Here is a 15052-nt window from a genome sequence, read left to right on the forward strand (position 1 = left end):
CTACGCCTTCGCGGGGTACAGCGCCCGGGTTCGACGCAGGTTCACGATGATCGCGACCGGAAGCAGCAGCAGGCCGCACACAGCCTGCTCGAGCCGCACCCAGTCCGGCAGGAAACGGGGAATCGAGACGATCACGATCACCGCGGCGACGATGATCGGGCTGACGATGCGCAGCCGCACCCAGGCGCCGCGCGAACCGCGCGCCGCCGAGACGGCGAACAGGAGCACGACGATCGCGCTGGCCAGCACCAGTGAGCAGCGCACCCAGATGGCCGGTTCGAACCGGATGCCGGTCGCGCTCGTGACCGCGAGGTAGGCGATCATCGCCGCGCTGAGCACGGTGAACGCCGAGGTGAGGATGAGGACGGGGCGGAACGTCGCATGACGCGAGGCCGTGACGCGATCCGCGGGGAGGTCGACTGTGGTTTCCATGTCCTCCAGCGTCGTCACACCCCGGATGCTGCGGATCGACCGATCGGTCACACTCGGTCACCGATCGGTGGATCCGCCTCGCTCGCCCCGCTCTCCGACCACTAGTGTCAGTGGCATGGGAGATGTCATCGGTCAGATCCTGCCGCAGGCGGTGGGAGTCGCGATCAGCCCGATTCCGATCATCGCGGCGATCCTGATGCTGCTCTCGCCGAAAGCCCGGGTCACCAGCGTCGGCTTCCTGCTGGGCTGGGTCCTCGGCATCGTCATCGCGACGACGGTGTTCACTCTCCTGTCCTCGGTGCTCCCTCAGGGTGACGATGGCGGATCCAAGCCGATCCAGGGCATCATCCAGCTCCTCCTCGGCGCCGGACTGCTGCTGCTCGCGATCGGGCAGTGGCGCAAGCGCCCGAAGGACGGCGAAGAGCCGGCGATGCCGAAGTGGATGCAGGCGATCGACAAGATCACCTTCCCCGTGGCGCTCGGGCTGGGTTTCCTGCTCTCCGCGGTCAACCCCAAGAACCTGCTGATGACCGCGGGCGCCGGCGTCACGATCGGATCGGCGTCGCTGAGCGGCGGTGACATCACCCTCGTCATCGCGATCTTCACGATCATCGCCGCCTCGACCGTGCTGATCCCCGTGATCGGCTACCTGTTCGCCGCCGAGAAGCTGCGCGGAACCCTCGACGCGATGCGTGTCTGGCTGACCAAGGAGAACGCGGTGATCATGGCGGTGCTGCTGCTGGTGATCGGCGTGCAGATGATCGGAAAGGGCATCGGCAGCTTCTGAGGTTCAGGCCTTCGCTGCGGCCGACTCCGGCTGGGCGTGCACGACCAGTTCCGGCGCCTTCGTGACCATCAGCCAGACCGGCAGCACGATGATGCAGAGCATCGGCAGCACCACCGGGTCACCGACCAGCGCGGCCCCGAGGAAGATGGCGATCCAGCCGTCACGGGTGGCGGCGAGCACGATGCCCAGGCAGCCGCACGCGATGGCGAGCGACAGCGGGATGCCGGGGAACAGCACGTGTGCGAGCACGCCGAGCGCCACACCGATGAACACCGCCGGGAAGATCCGGCCGCCGCGGAAGCCCGCGGCCGCCGCGACGAGCAGTGCGAGGACCTTCACCCCGGCGAACAGGGCGAGCTGCCCGGCGCTGTAGTCGCCCGGGTGCCTCAGCAGCTCCGTGGTCTCGTCGAGACCCTTGAACAGCGTCATCGGCCCGCCCCACATGCCGAGCAGACCCAGCACCACACCGCCGGCGAGACTGATCAGCAGCGGGTTGCGCAGCGCGTGGAATCCGCGGTGCACGTACGGCAGAGCCCACGCCAGCAGGATGCCGATCAGCGCGGATGCGGCGGCGACGAGCAGTCCCCACAGCAGCATCCAGCCGTCGGTCTGATCGATCGGCGTCACCTGGAAGGAGAGCGCCTTGCCGCCGAGGAGGTGCATGGTGACGGCGCCCGCGCCGGCGGCGGCGACGGGAAGGAACAGCTTGTCCCACAGCGCCCCGCCGCCCTTCGCGGCCGCGACGGCGCCGGTGAACAGCAGCGCGGCGGCGATCGGTGTGCCGAACAGTGCGCCGATCGTGGCGGAGGACGCCAGCATCATGGCCAGCGGCAGCGGGATCGCCTTCACGAAGCGGGCGAGCAGTGCCACGGCCAGTGCGGAGTTGACCGCGATGATCGGGTTCTCCGGGCCAAGGCTGACGCCGCCGGCCAGGCCGATCACCGTGGCCAGGAGCAGGCCTGGCAGCACTCCGGGCCTCAACGGCGCCTCGACCAGTTCGGTGGTCGCCGAGTCGGGGCCGGCATGGCCGGGCACCGACCAGATGACGAGGCCGACCGCGGCACCGGTGACGGTCAGCACGGTGAAGATCCACCACGGCGTCGCCTCGGTCGCGCCGAAGGACTGCGGCAGGGTCGTCCACAGGATGTGCTGGAGCCCCTCCGACATGAGGTCCAGCAGCCACAGCACGAGCGCCGAACCGACACCGACGAGGATGGCCGGCACTGCCATGATCAGCAGCGATCTCACACTGGGCGAAGGCGCCTCCGCGGCCGCAGTATCCGACATCTCGACTCCCTCCGCCCGACGAGACATCGTCGGCACGCACCCTGCGCGGATGAACCAATAGTGCCCGAGCGGCGCGCCCAGTGACAGCTGCGGCACGGCGCTGGGCGAATGAGGCCCGCGGGGACGCCGCCGACGCGCGGAAATCGCCCGGAACGGGTGACCCCTGCGGCGATAGGGTGAAGCATCCGATCACTGGGAGGTCCCGTGCAACCGCCGCTCGCCGGTCTGACCCGCAAGAACCTCGGTCGCGAACTGCTCGCCGGGGTGACGCTGATCGCCATCGCCATCCCGCTGAACATCGGCTACGCGCAGATCGCGGGTCTGCCGGCCACGGCGGGCCTCTACGCGCTGATCGTGCCGACCCTCATCTGGGCGCTGATGACGTCGTCGCGCCAGTTGGTTGCGTCGCCGGATGCCGCGGCCGCGGCGCTGGTGGCTTCCTCGCTCGGCGGCCTCGCGACGGCCGGTTCCGCCGGCTACGCGACGATGGCGCTCGCCCAGGCGGTGATCGGCGGTGTGCTGTTCCTCCTGATGGGGGTGTTCAAGCTCGGGTTCCTGGCGAACTTCCTCTCGAAGCCGATCCTCGTCGGCTTCGTCGGCGGTCTTGCGCTCGACATCCTGGTGTCGCAGATCGCGAAGATGCTCGGCGTGCACATCGACTCGGGCGGCGAGTTCGTCGAGAAGCTCACCGGGCTGATCACCGGGCTCGGCACGATCAACCTCTGGTCGGCGATCATCGCCGTCGGCTCGCTCGTCGTGCTGATCTTCGGCCGCATGCTCGCGCGCGCCGTGCCGTGGGCGCTGATCGTGCTGATCGTCGCGACGGTCATCGTGGTGCTCACGCATGCCGACAAGGTCGGCGTCGACGTGCTCGGCGAGGTCCCGGCCGGCCCGCCCGCGCTGACCTGGCCGATGCTCTCGTGGCAGGAGTGGTTCGCGCTGATCCCGTCGGCGATCGCCCTGACGATGGTCACCACGGCCGAGGGCCTGCTGGTCAGCCGGTCGTACGGCGAGAAGCGGCACTACCCGACCAACGCCAACCGTGACCTGTTCGCCTTCGGATTCGCGAACCTCGCTGCCGGCGCGAGCGGCACCTTCACTGTCGGCTCGTCCACCTCCCGCACGGCGGCGATGGACGCGGCGGGTTCGCGCACGCAGCTGCCTTCGGTCGTGCTGGCGGTCGGCACGTTCCTGCTGCTCATGTTCGGCACCGCGCTGCTGACCGACATCCCCTCACCCGCGATCGGCGCGATCGTCGCCTTCGCGGTTGTGCCGCTGCTGGGCATCGCCGACTTCCGCAGCATGTGGAAGCTGGACCGGTTCGAATTCGTCATCGGCATCGCGTGCTTCGCCGTGACGCTGTTCGTCGGCGCGATCCCCGGCATTCTGGTGGCGTTCGTGCTCGCGCTGATCAACATGGCCAAGCGGGCCGCTGCGCCGGCGATCGACGTGCTCGTCAGCGAGCCCGAGACCGGCGAGCTGGCCGCGGAGACAGAGCCCGGCGGAGTCACCGCCCCCGGCGTCATCGTGGTGCGGATGGCTGCACCGCTGTTCTTCGCCAACGGTGAGGTCTTCGCGGGGGCGATCCGGTCGGCGGTGGCCGATGCGGGCGGATCGGACGCCGTGCACGATGTGGTGATCGACATGGAGGCGGTCACCGACGTGGACGTCACCGGCAGCGAGTCGTTCGAGAGCGTGCGCGAGTGGCTGGAGCAGCAGTCGATCGGATTGTCGTTCAGCCGCGTGCGCAGTGGAGCGAAGGCGCGCCTGGCCAGGTTCGGCGTCGTCGAAGACGGCGACACCGTCTACCGGACCAACCGCGCTGCGGTGTCGGCGCTCGTGAAGAGCGAGTGACCCCCGCGGGTCGGGCTCAGGACTCGGACGGACGCAGCGGCAGTTGAGGGCCGTGGTTCCAGGCCAGGATCGCCGGCTGCTCGCGATAGAACCCGAGCACCGACACGGAGCCGGCATCCAGCGTGATCCGCGCGCCGAACCGGGGCGCCTCGCGCAGGAACACGGCGGTGAGGATGCGCAGGAAGTGGCCGTGCGCCACGAGCGCGACGTCGCCCTCGACCATCGCCGGCAGCACTCGGGTGAGCACGCGTGAGGCACGGGCGGCCACCTCCTCGACAGTCTCGCCGGGAGTCCTGCCACGGATGACGCCGTGGGTGAAAGCAGTCCAGTTGTAGCCGAGCTCGGCCCGGATGTCAGAGCTCGTGCGCCCCTCGTAGCCGCCGTAGTCCCATTCGATCAGCAGCGGATCGACCTGGGCGTCGAGTCCGGCGAGCTCGGCGGTGCGCCGTGATCGCTGCAGCGGCGAGGTCAGCACCAGGCCGAAGTCGTAGCCTCGCACCAGCTCGCCGGCCTGCCGCGCGAGGTCCTCGCCGTGCGCGGTGAGCGGGATGTCGCTCAGGCCGGTGTGCCGTCCTTCCCGCGACCATTCGGTCTCACCGTGCCGCAGCAGCACGAGCTTGCCCTGCGGGTTGTCGGGTGCAGGGCGATCGGGCAGCGGGTCGGAGGTGGCGTCCACAGCGCCAGAGTAACGGCCGACGGCTTCAGAGACGCGCGGCGATGACCCGCGCCGTCGCGACCGGGTCGGCGCGGTGCATGACCGACTCGGGCACGACCACCAGCTCGGCACCCGGGATGTGCTCGGCTGCCCAGTCCGACGCGGCGATCAGGAACGGGAACGTCTGCTGGCCGCGCAGCACGGTGACCGGACGGTCGACCGCGAGCAGGTCTGCGCTGGGCTGCCGCATCCGCCAGACGAGACGCGTGTCGTAGACCGTCGACTGCGCGAGCGGTGTCAGCGCGGCGAGCATGCCGTTGCTGCGCCCAGCCTCGACCATCTCGCGCGGCAGGCCCACCGCCTCGAGCTGGAAGGTCTCGACGGCCTCGCCCTGCTGCCCGGCGTCGACGAGTGCCTGCAGCCGATCCGAGAGGTCGGCCGACTGCACACCCGATCCGTCGAAGTCGAGCGGCGGTTCGGAGAGGAACAGCGCCCCGGTCGGCACACCCTGGGAAGCCGCGAAGAGCGAGAGCACCGCACCCGAGGAGTGTCCCAGAGTCGCATCCGCGCCGCCTACGGCGGCGATGACCGCCGCCAGGTCGGCCGCCTCGTCTTCCGGCGCCGATCCGCGGCGATCACCGCTGCCCGCGCGGGCGCGGCGATCCCAGGTGACGGCGCGGTACCCCGCATCCACCAGGGCCTGCGCCAGCGGCGCGGCATCCGCCGCGGTCGAGAGCGCGCCGTTCACGATCACGACCGTGCGGCCATCACCGGTCGCGGAGTATTCGATGGAGGTGCCGTCTGCCGACGTCGCGATGCTCATTCGGCCATACAACCACCGGGGTCCGACATCGGGAAGACGATATCGGGAAACCCGTCGCTGTCGTGCGTCGCCGGGTCGGCGTAGGGTTCCGCACATGGCCGCAGAGACCGATCATGCCGTGCTCGCCGAGCAGCTGCGCCGTCGCGTGGCGGAGTCGGGCGTCGTCGCGCAGTCGGTGCGGATGTCCGCTCTGCGCGCGGGTGCGGGGGAGGAGGGCGCCGGCGACGAGCCGCATGTCGCGCTCGCGCGGACGATCGGCGAGGCCTCCTACCGGGTGACGGATGAGATGGTCGCCGACGTGCAGACCGGGACCGGATCGGACAGAGCTTCGTTCGAAGTGGTCATGTCTGCGAGCATCGGGGCGGGTCTGCGGCGCTGGGATGCCGCCCTCGCCGTGATCGAGGAGGCGACGGATGCGGCTCGCTGAGGTCGAGCGCGGTGACACCCCCGCGCATCGGCTGTTGATCCGCATGATCTCGAGGATGGCCGGGTACCGGCTGCCGGATGCCGCTCGCGTCGCGTTCTACGACAAGGCTTTCGCCGGACCGGCCCTGGGTCGCTGGACCCAGCGCGCGATGCGCGGGCCGAGCCCGTGGACGGTGTCCGAGCGGGAGCTGATGGCCGCGATGGTCGCGTCCTGGAACAGCTGTCCGTTCTGCGTCGGTGCGCACCGCGCGATCGCGGTGCGCGGCATGGATCCCGCGGTGGCGGATGCCGCACTCGCCGACTTCCGCGCCGCGCCGATCGGCGACCGGCTGCGTTCGGCGCTGGTGTTCCTCGAGCGGATGACCACCGACCCCGACGGTCTCGGTGCAGGCGATGCCCGGGCGGCCCTCGCCGCGGGCCTCACGGCCGCGGAGCTCGAGGACGTCGCCGCCGTCGGCGCGGTGTTCGCGATCATCACCCGCAACGCGAACGCTCTCGACTTCGAGATCCCGTCCGCCGCCGACTTCGACAGCGCGGCGGCGATGCTGCTGCGCCGCGGCTACGCCTGAGCGCCGGCATCGGATCGGGGTACCGTCACGCGCGCCGCTCGCCTACGCTCGGGCACGACGGCAAGGAGACGGCGATGCAGAGACTCACGATCGACTTCATCATCTCGCTGGATGGCTACGGGTCCGCGCGAGGATGGCCGGGGTGGTGGGGTCTGGAGGGTCCCGAATACCTCGGCTGGCTCGAGGAGCTGCCCGAGCAGGACCACCCGGTGCTCATGGGAGCGAACACGTATCGCGTCATGTCGTCTCTCACGGCCGGTGGCGAACCGGGCACCGACGTGCTGAACGACGTGCAGAAGTACGTGTTCTCGTCGACGCTCGAAGACCCGCTCGGCTGGCAGAACTCCACGCTGGTGCAGACGGATGCTGTGGAGTACGTGCGCCGGCTCAAGGAGGAGTCCGACCGTCCACTGCGCACGCTCGGCAGCGTCTCGCTGTGCCGGTCGCTGCTGAAGGCCGGACTCGCCGATCGCTTCCGGGTCGTCGTGTTCCCGGTGATCACCGGCGCCACCGGGAGCGAGCGCATCTTCGACGGCTACCCCGACGTGCGCCTCGAGCTGGTCGAGGCGCGCACCTTCGACAACCGCAGTCAGCTGCTCGAGTACGTGCCGACGGTGATCGACGCCCCGCCGGGGCACGCCATGCAGTAGGAATAGCAGTGGTGCGGCGCGCGGATGCCCGGGGAGTCCGGGACGCTCCCAGCCGCGTACGGGAGAGGGAGCATCATGACCGACGACGCGCAGGAGACCCGCGGTCTCACGCCGGAGCAGCTGCAGGCCGAGATCACCAGGATCGCCGTGCCCGACACGATCGAGTCGCCGTTCGGCACGTTCGAGTTCTTCGATGGTGTCCCGCGGCCCGAATCGGTGTCGAAGATGTACGACGCCCTGGATCTGATGCGCGGCATCGACGTGTTCCTGAACGCCGTGCCGGGCGCCTCGCTCGTCGCTCTTCGTCGCGGGCTGCGATCGGTGGGGATCACTTCGCCGCGGGTCATCGGGTACACCGATCCCTGTGCGAACTCGAAGGGGCTCGGCCTCACGCCGAACACCGAGACGACCTACGGGACCACCTTCCTCGACCTCAAAGCCTGGGGGCCGACCGTCATCGAAGCGCCGGCCGACTCGCTGTGCGTCGTCGACGACTTCTGGTTCCGCTATGTCGCCGACATGGGCATCGCCGGGCCAGACCGCGGCAAGGGCGGCAAGTACCTCTTCCTGCCGCCGGGCTACGAGGGGGAGGTGCCGGACGGCTACTTCGTGCACCGCACGCCGACCTTCACCAACTGGGTCGTGCTGCGCGCCCTCGGCGGCGTCCCCGCCATGAAGACCACGAAGATCTATCCGCTCTCCGAGGCGGAGGACCCCACACCGAACGAATGGGTCGACTGGGCGGAATGCGTCTTCAACAGCATCCACGCGAATGACTTCAGTTTCTACGAAGAGGTGGACGACGTCGTGCAGGAGGAGCCCGTCGAGGCGCTCGATCCCGAGCGCGCCGGGCAGCTGGCCGCGATCGGCATCGTCAAGGGCCGGCCGTTCGCTCCTGACGAGCGGATGCGGAAGATCCTGTCCGAGGCTGCCCGCATCGGTGCGGGGATGTCGCGAGCCATCTCCTACGCCCCGCGCGACCCCGATGCGGTCCTCTACGGCTCCTGGCGGAACGTCTTCGTCGGCGGCAGCTACGAGTTCCTGCGTGATGGGGCGCGGTTGCTGGACGCCCGCACGCAGTTCCACTACATCGCCACGGTGATCACGCCGGCGATGGCACACGCCCAGGTCGGCGCCGGGTCCGCCTACGCGTACACGGTGCACGACGCAGACGGAGAGGTGCTCGACGGCGGACGCACCTACCGGCTGCACGTCGACCCGAACCCGCCGGCGAAGAACTTCTGGGCCGTCGACCTCTACGACACCCAGACCCGGTCGCTGATCCAGGTGCCTTCGACGATCTGGCCAGCGCTGGCCAGCAATTCCGGCACCGTTCAGCAGAACGAGGACGGCTCGCACGACCTGTACTTCGGCCCGAAGGCGCCCGAGGGCAAGGAGTCGAACTGGGTCGAGACGATCCCAGGCAAGTCCTGGTTCCCACTGTTCCGGCTGTACGGTCCGCTCGAGCCGTGGTTCGACCAGACCTGGAAGCTCAACGAATTCGAGCTGGTGGGCTGAGGCCGTTCACGACGTGCGCACCGTCTGCTGCAGCCGGGTGCGCACGTCGAACAGCTCGTTGCCGCCGATCACGCGCGTGCCGGCGATGCCCGTGCGCAGCACCGTGCGCAGCACGCCGCGCCGCACCACGACGACCGGGATGCCGCGCACCGTGCCGAGCGGCACCGCGGCCTCAGCGAGATCGTCGTCCGGGAACACGAAGAGCGCCGCGCTGAACTTCACGCGCGCAGCGCGCGAGACCAGCCGGATGCGGGAGAGCAGATCGCTCACCGGGGCATCCGGTCCCGCGATCTCGCCGCTGCGGAACCGCACGTCGGTGCCGAGGTCTGCCGACATCACGCCGTACAGGCCCGATGGCCCGAGCACGACGTGGTCGATCTTGCCGCCGTCGCCCGGCCCGGCCGGGGCCGCGACGTCGTGCCACACGGTGAACCCCATGCCGAGATCGGCGAGGATGCGCGAGGTCGCCTCCTCGGCGAGGGCATTGGCCAGCAGCATCCGCAGTTCGACGGGGACGGTGCGCACGAACGCGGGGTCGTAGGGATCAGGCACCGCGGCACCCGCCCAGCTCTGCACCCGCGCGACGTACTGCGTGCGGAGCCACCCTCCTGCCGTGCCGTGGAACCGCGCGCGGGGCCGGGTGTCGGTGCGCGCGGGTGCGCGCCATCCGCTCCACTCCGACTCGCCCGCGAAGCCGTGCCCGCGGTCGTAGGCGGCGCGATCCTCCGGTGTGCCGACCAGCTCCCAGGCGCGCTGCACCCGGATGAACACGGCGGCGTCGCCGCCGGTGTCGGGGTGCGTGCGGCGCAGCTGCAGCCGGAACGCTCGCCGCAGGTCGTTGTCGGTGGCGTCGGGCGCGACGCCGAGCACCTCGTACGCCGATGCGGAGAGCGGGCTGTCGAACATGCGGCTCCTCGGATCGGCGGACACATCAGGCTAACCGGCGGCGCCGTCTAGATTGGAACGGTGAACAAGACCAGCATCTGGACCGTCCTCGGCGTGATCGCCGCCGTGGTGATCGCATGGTGGATCGTGAGTGCACTGTTCTCGGTCGTCTGGTTCATCGTCAAGCTGGCGATGGTCGCGGTCGTCGCGGTGCTCGTCTACGCCGTCATCCGCATGCTCACGCGGTCACGCGAGGACTGATCAGCCCAGCCCGCCCGTCAGCAGTACGACGAAGAGCACCAGCCCGAACGCGACGATCGACCACCGAAGGGGAGTGGGCGGGATCCTCCGTCCCACCCGAGCGCCGATCCAGCCGCCGACAAGGCCGCTGACCGCCATGATGATCGCCGCGGGCCATGCCACCGTCGCGAAGGCGACGAAGAAGATCAGCGAGACCACGCTGGCGACCGCCGACATCACGCTCTTCAGGGCGTTCAGCCGCTGGATGCCGTCGTTCAGCGTCATCCCCATCACGCCGAGCATCATGATGCCGAGCCCGGCGTTGAAGTAGCCGCCGTAGACGCCGACGCCGAGCTGTCCGAGGCTGGCCCAGGTCAGTCGCTCGGGTCCGTCCGATCGCGCGGTCAGCCGCGCGATCGCGGGCTGCACGGCCAGCAGGAGGGTGGATGCCAGGATCAGCCACGGCACGACGGCGGTGAAGGTGCCCTCGGAGCCGAGCAGCAGGAGCGCCGAACCGGCCACCGCGCCGAGCGCGGTGGCGACGGCCAGCGGCAGGATGCGCCGGCGCTGACCGCGCAGTTCGGCGCGGTATCCCCACGCGCCGCCGACGTAGCCGGGGAAGGCCGCGACGGTGTTGGTCACGTTGGCCAGCACCGGGGGGTAGCCCAGGGCGAGCAGGGTGGGGAAGGTCACGAGCGAGCCGCCGCCGGCGAGGGCGTTGATCGCGCCGGCCGCGGTTCCGGCTCCCGCGATCAGCACGCCTTCGAACAGCTCCATCTGTCTCCACTATTCCATCTCGTGCGGTACACCTGAGTACATGCACACCACGTTCCGCGACAGAGTGCGGATGGAGTCGGTCGCCACCCGCTGGGCGGTCGCCGCGTTCGCGATCGGGGCACTGCTGACGATCGTGGTCATGTGGGGCGATCGCTGGCCGCTCGCCGTCGAGACGCGCTCCGTAGGCAACCTCGCCGCGTGGACGGCATCCGGGTTCGCCGGAGCCGCCTTCGCGGCATCCTTCATCATCGAGTCCCGGCGCGGCTACGACTCGTGGCGACGGGGGATGCCGCTGATCAAGCGCATCATCGACGTCGGAGCCATGACCACCGCGATGGCGATGCTGTCGTACCTGGCCGTGCTGGCAGTGGCGAACCTCTTCCAGCAGGGCTTCCGCGGCATGAACATCGATCCGGTGGGCGGCGGCGCCCTCGTCGGGGCGGCCACCGCGGCCTTCACGTACGCCGCCTATCTCTCCGGATCGCGAGTCACCGCGGATGGGCTCGCGATGCTCGCGACCCTTGTGCTGTTCACCGGCACGATGGCCAGCATGCTGAGCACACCGGACGCCTCCTGGTGGCAGCTGCACTTCTCGCAGCTCGGCAACATCAGCCAGAGCTCCGGCTACAAGTTCAACTTGGCGCTCATCTTCACCGGGCTCGTCGTCACCGTGCTCGCCAACTACGTGGGCCGTGACGTCGAGCTCGGACTGATCGCCCGCGGCGCTGAACCGAAGACGCTGACCAGGCAGTTGTCCTGGCTGTTCGCCGGCATCGGCATCTGCCTCATGATCGCCGGTCTGGTTCCCGACGCGGTGAGCTTCCCGATCCATGTCGGCGCGGCATCCGGCATGGTCGTGCTGTTCGCCGTCTTCGTGTTCTGCGCCCTGCGCTTCCTGCCAGGGCTGCCGAAGGAGGTCTCCGGGTTCTCGCTGCTGGTGATCATCGGCATCGTGGTGGCCATCGCGCTGTGGATTCCGATCGGCTATTACAACCTCACCGGCATGGAGTTCATCGCGGCGGGGCTGCTGTTCGCCTGGCTGCTCTACTTCGTGCGCGCGATCGGCGTGTACGCGAAGTCGGATGCTCCAGTGTCAGCTTCCGTCTAGTAATCGTCCGAATCGATTCGATACAATCGAACCACCGGCGTCGTGACCTTTCACGGTGCCGGTGTCGTGTTCCGGCATCCGCCCTCTGTCGCCCTCCTCCTTCCCTGGATCCCGCATGTCCACCACCCTCACCACGGGACGCCCCTGGCGCGTCATCCTGGCCTTCTCCGTGCCCCTGCTCATCGGCAACGTCGTGCAGCAGCTGTACCAGTTCACCGACGCCGTCGTCGTCGGACGCCACCTCGGTGTGAACTCGCTCGCGGCGGTGGGCGCGACCGGCAGTCTGATCTTCCTGCTGATGGGCTTCGCCTGGGGCATGTCGAGCGGCTTCGCGATCCCGACCGCGCAGGCCTTCGGCGCCAAGGACGCCGACGGCGTGCGCCGATCCGTGGCGACGGGCACCCTGCTCACCGGCGCGGCGAGCATCCTGCTGACGATCGCGGGTCCGCTGGTCGCCGAGCCGCTGCTCGTGGTGATGCAGACTCCGCCCGAGCTGCTCGCCGAGGCGACCGTGTTCACTCAGGTCACGCTGGTGACCGGCAGCGCGGTGATGTTCTTCAACTACCTCGCAGCCATCATCCGCGCCATCGGCGACTCCCGGACGCCGCTCATCTTCCTCATCGTGTCGTGCGCGCTGAACGTGGGGCTGGTCATCCTCCTGGTCGGCACGCTCGACTGGGGCGTCGCGGGCGCCGCCTGGGCGACCGCGATCGCGCAGGCGATCTCGGTGCTGGCCTGTCTCGAGTACGCGCGGCGCAGGCTGCCGGCGCTGCACGTGCGGCGTGCGGACTGGCGGATCAGCCGGGCCGACGCCAAGGAGCACCTCCGTCTCGGTCTGCCGATGGGCTTCCAGGCGTCGATCATCGCGATCGGGCTGCTCATCGTGCAGGTCGCGCTGAACACCATCGGCCCTGACGCCGTCGCCGCCTACACGGTGTTCGCCCGCATCGGCAGCCTGGCCAGTGCACTGCTCGCCTCGCTGGGTCTCGCGACGTCGATGTACGTGGCGCAGAACCTCGGTGCACGCCGGCCCGACCGCATCCGTCGCGGTGTGACCCAGGCGATCTGGATGTCGATCGGCGCCTCGGTGCTGCTGGGCGCGCTCATGATCGCGCTCGGCGAGCCCGTAGTGCGCATGTTCGTCGGCGACGGATCCGAGACGGTGGTCGAGATGGCGCACCTCATGCTTGTCGTGAACGGCCTCACCTACGCGCTGCTCGGCGTGCTGTTCGTGCTGCGCGGTGCGCTGCAGGGGCTCGGGCAGGCGCTCATCCCCACCGTCACCGGGGTGATCGAGCTGGCCATGCGCGTGGCCGCGGCGATCGTGCTCGGTCAGCTCTGGGGCTTCATCGGCGTCGCGCTCAGCGATCCGCTGGCCTGGCTCGGCGCGGTCGTGATCCTGGTGCCTGCGTACATCAGCGCCCACCGCCGGCTCAAGGCGCTGCCGGTCAACCCCGAGTTCGCGACCGAGACCTCGGCGATGGCCGTCGTCGGCCCGCACGAGGCGGCGAACGCGGTCGACCTCGTGGTCACCGGATCCATCCCCGTGGTCGCGTCGAAGCGGAAGCGACGGAGGGCACGCACCGGCAACTGACTCGTCACGCATCGTTCTCTGGACTGATATCGAATCGTTCTGAAGGAGGATGCCGGACGCGAGGCGAAGTGCGTACGCTTATACCAGAGGCGCACGGGGGTGCGTCCGAGGACACGGGGGGTCGTGTTATGTCGTCGTTGGCCGTTTCGAACACTCTGGCATCGTTCTTCATGCCGATCGGGATCATCGGAGCCGTTCTGGCCGTGATCTGCGCCGTGGTCGCAGGCATCGCGCTCGCCGCAGGCGCGGCAGGGTTCTTCGGTGGCGCCGTCGGCGTCTGGATCGTCGCGGCAATGCTCAGCACGGCAGCATCCTTCAGCAGCGTGTGGACGCCGCTGATCGTGTCGCTCGCGGCAATGGCCGTCGCGCTGGTGCTCGGCGGGATCATCCACGCCGTGCTGCTGTCCACCCCGACGCGGATGCCGGCCGTCGAGACGGTCGAGGCAGAGGCGGCGACTCCGGTCGCGAAGACCCGTCCCGTCGGCGTGCAGACGTCGTCCGTTCCGGCCGTCGCGTCCTGAATCCGGTCAGGATCGGTCTCGTCGCCGGACGAGCCTGATCTCGCTGGCGAGCGTGCCCAGCACGACCAGTGCGCCGCCGATCAGCGCGGTCACGGGCAGTCGCTCGCCGGCGATCCGCCCGATCACGGCCGCCCACACCGGTTCGCCGGCGTAGATGATCGTGGCGCGGGTGGGGGAGACCTTCTTCTGCGCCCAGTTCATCGTCAGCTGGATGATGCAGCTCGCCGCGCCGAGCCCGAGCGCCGCGCCCAGCCAGACCCATGAGAACGAGGGCAGCGCCTCGCCCACCAGCGGCATGGTCGCGAGCCCCAGCAGTCCGGCGGTGAGCAGCTGGACGACGGTGATCCGGCCCAGGTCGATGCGGTTGGCGAACAGGCTGATCAGGATGATCTCGCCGGCGATCGGCAGGGTGCTGATCATCGTGGCGATCTCGCCTGCGCCCAGCGTCAGCGCGAACGCGTCAGGTCCGGCGATGAGCAGCAGCCCGACGAAGGCGAGCCCCGCTCCGACGAATGCCATCGCCGGCGGCCGGTTGCGGAACACGGCCCACTGCAGCAGCGGCACGAGCGGCACGTACAGGGCGGTGATGAAGGCGGACGTGCTCGACTCGATCGTCTGCAGGCCGAAGGTCTGCAGACCGTAGCCGGCGTAGATCATCACGCCGATCGCGACGCCCGCACCGAGGTCGACCCACCGGATGCCGCGCAGCGAGCGCCGGAAGATCGCGACGCTGATCGCGCCCGCCACCAGGAACCGGATGCCGACGAAGAACCACGGCCCCGTGTGCTCGACAGCCCAGTGCACGAGCAGGAACGTGCCGCCCCACACCGCGGTGATGGCGAGCAGAGCGATCTCCTGCGGGCGCAGTCGCAGGAAGCGCAGGCGGGTCGGGGTCATGGGTCTCTTCGGGTCGGAGTTCGTACCGG

17 protein-coding genes are annotated in these 15052 nt (G+C 69.5%); 10 read left to right on the plus strand and 7 right to left on the minus strand.

Annotated features, from left to right (window positions below; translation table 11 throughout):
- A complete protein-coding gene (locus ACFVAE_RS11325) occupies nucleotides 1-432 on the minus strand; it encodes a hypothetical protein (RefSeq protein ID WP_378891873.1) in 432 nt (143 codons plus the stop codon).
- Nucleotides 433-547: 115 nt separating this feature from the next.
- Here ACFVAE_RS11325 and ACFVAE_RS11330 point away from each other — a divergent pair, with 115 nt between their 5' ends.
- Nucleotides 548-1219 (plus strand): GAP family protein, encoded by a 672-nt coding sequence (locus tag ACFVAE_RS11330; protein ID WP_378891876.1) that lies wholly within the window; start codon nucleotides 548-550, stop codon nucleotides 1217-1219.
- A 3-nt stretch (nucleotides 1220-1222) separates the two neighbouring features.
- Here the strand turns inward: ACFVAE_RS11330 and ACFVAE_RS11335 are convergent, their stop codons facing one another.
- On the minus strand, nucleotides 1223-2506 hold the full coding sequence (locus ACFVAE_RS11335) for an ion channel protein (RefSeq protein ID WP_378891878.1): 1284 nt from the start codon (nucleotides 2504-2506) through the stop codon (nucleotides 1223-1225).
- Nucleotides 2507-2710: 204 nt separating this feature from the next.
- Between ACFVAE_RS11335 and ACFVAE_RS11340 the strand changes: the two genes are divergently transcribed.
- A complete protein-coding gene (locus ACFVAE_RS11340; RefSeq protein WP_378891881.1) occupies nucleotides 2711-4360 on the plus strand; it encodes a SulP family inorganic anion transporter in 1650 nt (549 codons plus the stop codon).
- Nucleotides 4361-4376: 16 nt separating this feature from the next.
- On the opposite strand, the gene ACFVAE_RS11345 is transcribed toward ACFVAE_RS11340, so the two are convergent.
- Both ACFVAE_RS11345 and ACFVAE_RS11350 read right to left on the minus strand, forming a co-directional pair.
- On the minus strand, nucleotides 4377-5036 hold the full coding sequence (locus ACFVAE_RS11345) for a histidine phosphatase family protein (protein WP_378891884.1): 660 nt from the start codon (nucleotides 5034-5036) through the stop codon (nucleotides 4377-4379).
- Between the two features lie 25 nt (nucleotides 5037-5061).
- Nucleotides 5062-5838 (minus strand): alpha/beta fold hydrolase, encoded by a 777-nt coding sequence (locus ACFVAE_RS11350; RefSeq protein ID WP_378891886.1) that lies wholly within the window; start codon nucleotides 5836-5838, stop codon nucleotides 5062-5064.
- A 94-nt stretch (nucleotides 5839-5932) separates the two neighbouring features.
- Here ACFVAE_RS11350 and ACFVAE_RS11355 point away from each other — a divergent pair, with 94 nt between their 5' ends.
- From ACFVAE_RS11355 to ACFVAE_RS11370, 4 genes are all read left to right on the plus strand, one after another.
- Nucleotides 5933-6265 carry a hypothetical protein gene (locus tag ACFVAE_RS11355; RefSeq protein ID WP_378891888.1) on the plus strand — a complete coding sequence of 111 codons (333 nt, stop codon included), beginning with the start codon at nucleotides 5933-5935 and terminating at the stop codon, nucleotides 6263-6265.
- Nucleotides 6252-6833, plus strand: a complete 582-nt coding sequence (locus ACFVAE_RS11360) for a carboxymuconolactone decarboxylase family protein (protein ID WP_378891890.1) — start codon at nucleotides 6252-6254, stop codon at nucleotides 6831-6833. Before ACFVAE_RS11355 ends, ACFVAE_RS11360 begins: the two co-directional genes overlap by 14 nt.
- A gap of 74 nt (nucleotides 6834-6907) precedes the next feature.
- The gene (locus ACFVAE_RS11365) at nucleotides 6908-7483 is read left to right on the plus strand and encodes a dihydrofolate reductase family protein (protein WP_378891891.1); all 576 of its coding nucleotides are present in this window, start codon (nucleotides 6908-6910) and stop codon (nucleotides 7481-7483) included.
- A gap of 75 nt (nucleotides 7484-7558) precedes the next feature.
- Entirely contained in the window at nucleotides 7559-9001 is a 1443-nt protein-coding gene (locus tag ACFVAE_RS11370) for a DUF1254 domain-containing protein (protein WP_378891893.1), read from the plus strand.
- A 6-nt stretch (nucleotides 9002-9007) separates the two neighbouring features.
- Here ACFVAE_RS11370 and ACFVAE_RS11375 read toward each other — a convergent pair whose 3' ends face one another.
- Nucleotides 9008-9907 (minus strand): DnaJ domain-containing protein, encoded by a 900-nt coding sequence (locus tag ACFVAE_RS11375; protein ID WP_378891894.1) that lies wholly within the window; start codon nucleotides 9905-9907, stop codon nucleotides 9008-9010.
- 60 nt (nucleotides 9908-9967) lie between these two features.
- Between ACFVAE_RS11375 and ACFVAE_RS11380 the strand changes: the two genes are divergently transcribed.
- The gene (locus tag ACFVAE_RS11380) at nucleotides 9968-10147 is read left to right on the plus strand and encodes a hypothetical protein (RefSeq protein ID WP_378855217.1); all 180 of its coding nucleotides are present in this window, start codon (nucleotides 9968-9970) and stop codon (nucleotides 10145-10147) included.
- Here the strand turns inward: ACFVAE_RS11380 and ACFVAE_RS11385 are convergent, their stop codons facing one another.
- Nucleotides 10148-10903 carry a sulfite exporter TauE/SafE family protein gene (locus ACFVAE_RS11385; protein WP_378891896.1) on the minus strand — a complete coding sequence of 252 codons (756 nt, stop codon included), beginning with the start codon at nucleotides 10901-10903 and terminating at the stop codon, nucleotides 10148-10150. It abuts the gene before it with no gap.
- 40 nt (nucleotides 10904-10943) lie between these two features.
- Here ACFVAE_RS11385 and ACFVAE_RS11390 point away from each other — a divergent pair, with 40 nt between their 5' ends.
- The 3 genes from ACFVAE_RS11390 to ACFVAE_RS11400 all read left to right on the plus strand — a co-directional run bounded on the left by ACFVAE_RS11390 (nucleotide 10944) and on the right by ACFVAE_RS11400 (nucleotide 14126).
- Complete coding sequence (locus ACFVAE_RS11390) at nucleotides 10944-12011, plus strand: DUF998 domain-containing protein (protein WP_378891899.1); 1068 nt, start codon at nucleotides 10944-10946, stop codon at nucleotides 12009-12011.
- Nucleotides 12012-12126: 115 nt separating this feature from the next.
- Nucleotides 12127-13605: an MATE family efflux transporter gene (locus ACFVAE_RS11395; RefSeq protein ID WP_378891901.1), complete on the plus strand. Its 1479-nt coding sequence runs from the start codon at nucleotides 12127-12129 to the stop codon at nucleotides 13603-13605.
- Nucleotides 13606-13742: 137 nt separating this feature from the next.
- Nucleotides 13743-14126: a hypothetical protein gene (locus tag ACFVAE_RS11400; RefSeq protein WP_378891904.1), complete on the plus strand. Its 384-nt coding sequence runs from the start codon at nucleotides 13743-13745 to the stop codon at nucleotides 14124-14126.
- A 6-nt stretch (nucleotides 14127-14132) separates the two neighbouring features.
- Here the strand turns inward: ACFVAE_RS11400 and ACFVAE_RS11405 are convergent, their stop codons facing one another.
- On the minus strand, nucleotides 14133-15023 hold the full coding sequence (locus tag ACFVAE_RS11405) for a DMT family transporter (RefSeq protein ID WP_378891906.1): 891 nt from the start codon (nucleotides 15021-15023) through the stop codon (nucleotides 14133-14135).
- Between the last annotated feature and the right edge of the window lie 29 nt (nucleotides 15024-15052).

It is taken from the genome of Microbacterium sp. NPDC057659 (assembly GCF_042799915.1).
In the GTDB taxonomy this organism is placed as follows: Bacteria; Actinomycetota; Actinomycetes; order Actinomycetales; family Microbacteriaceae; genus Microbacterium.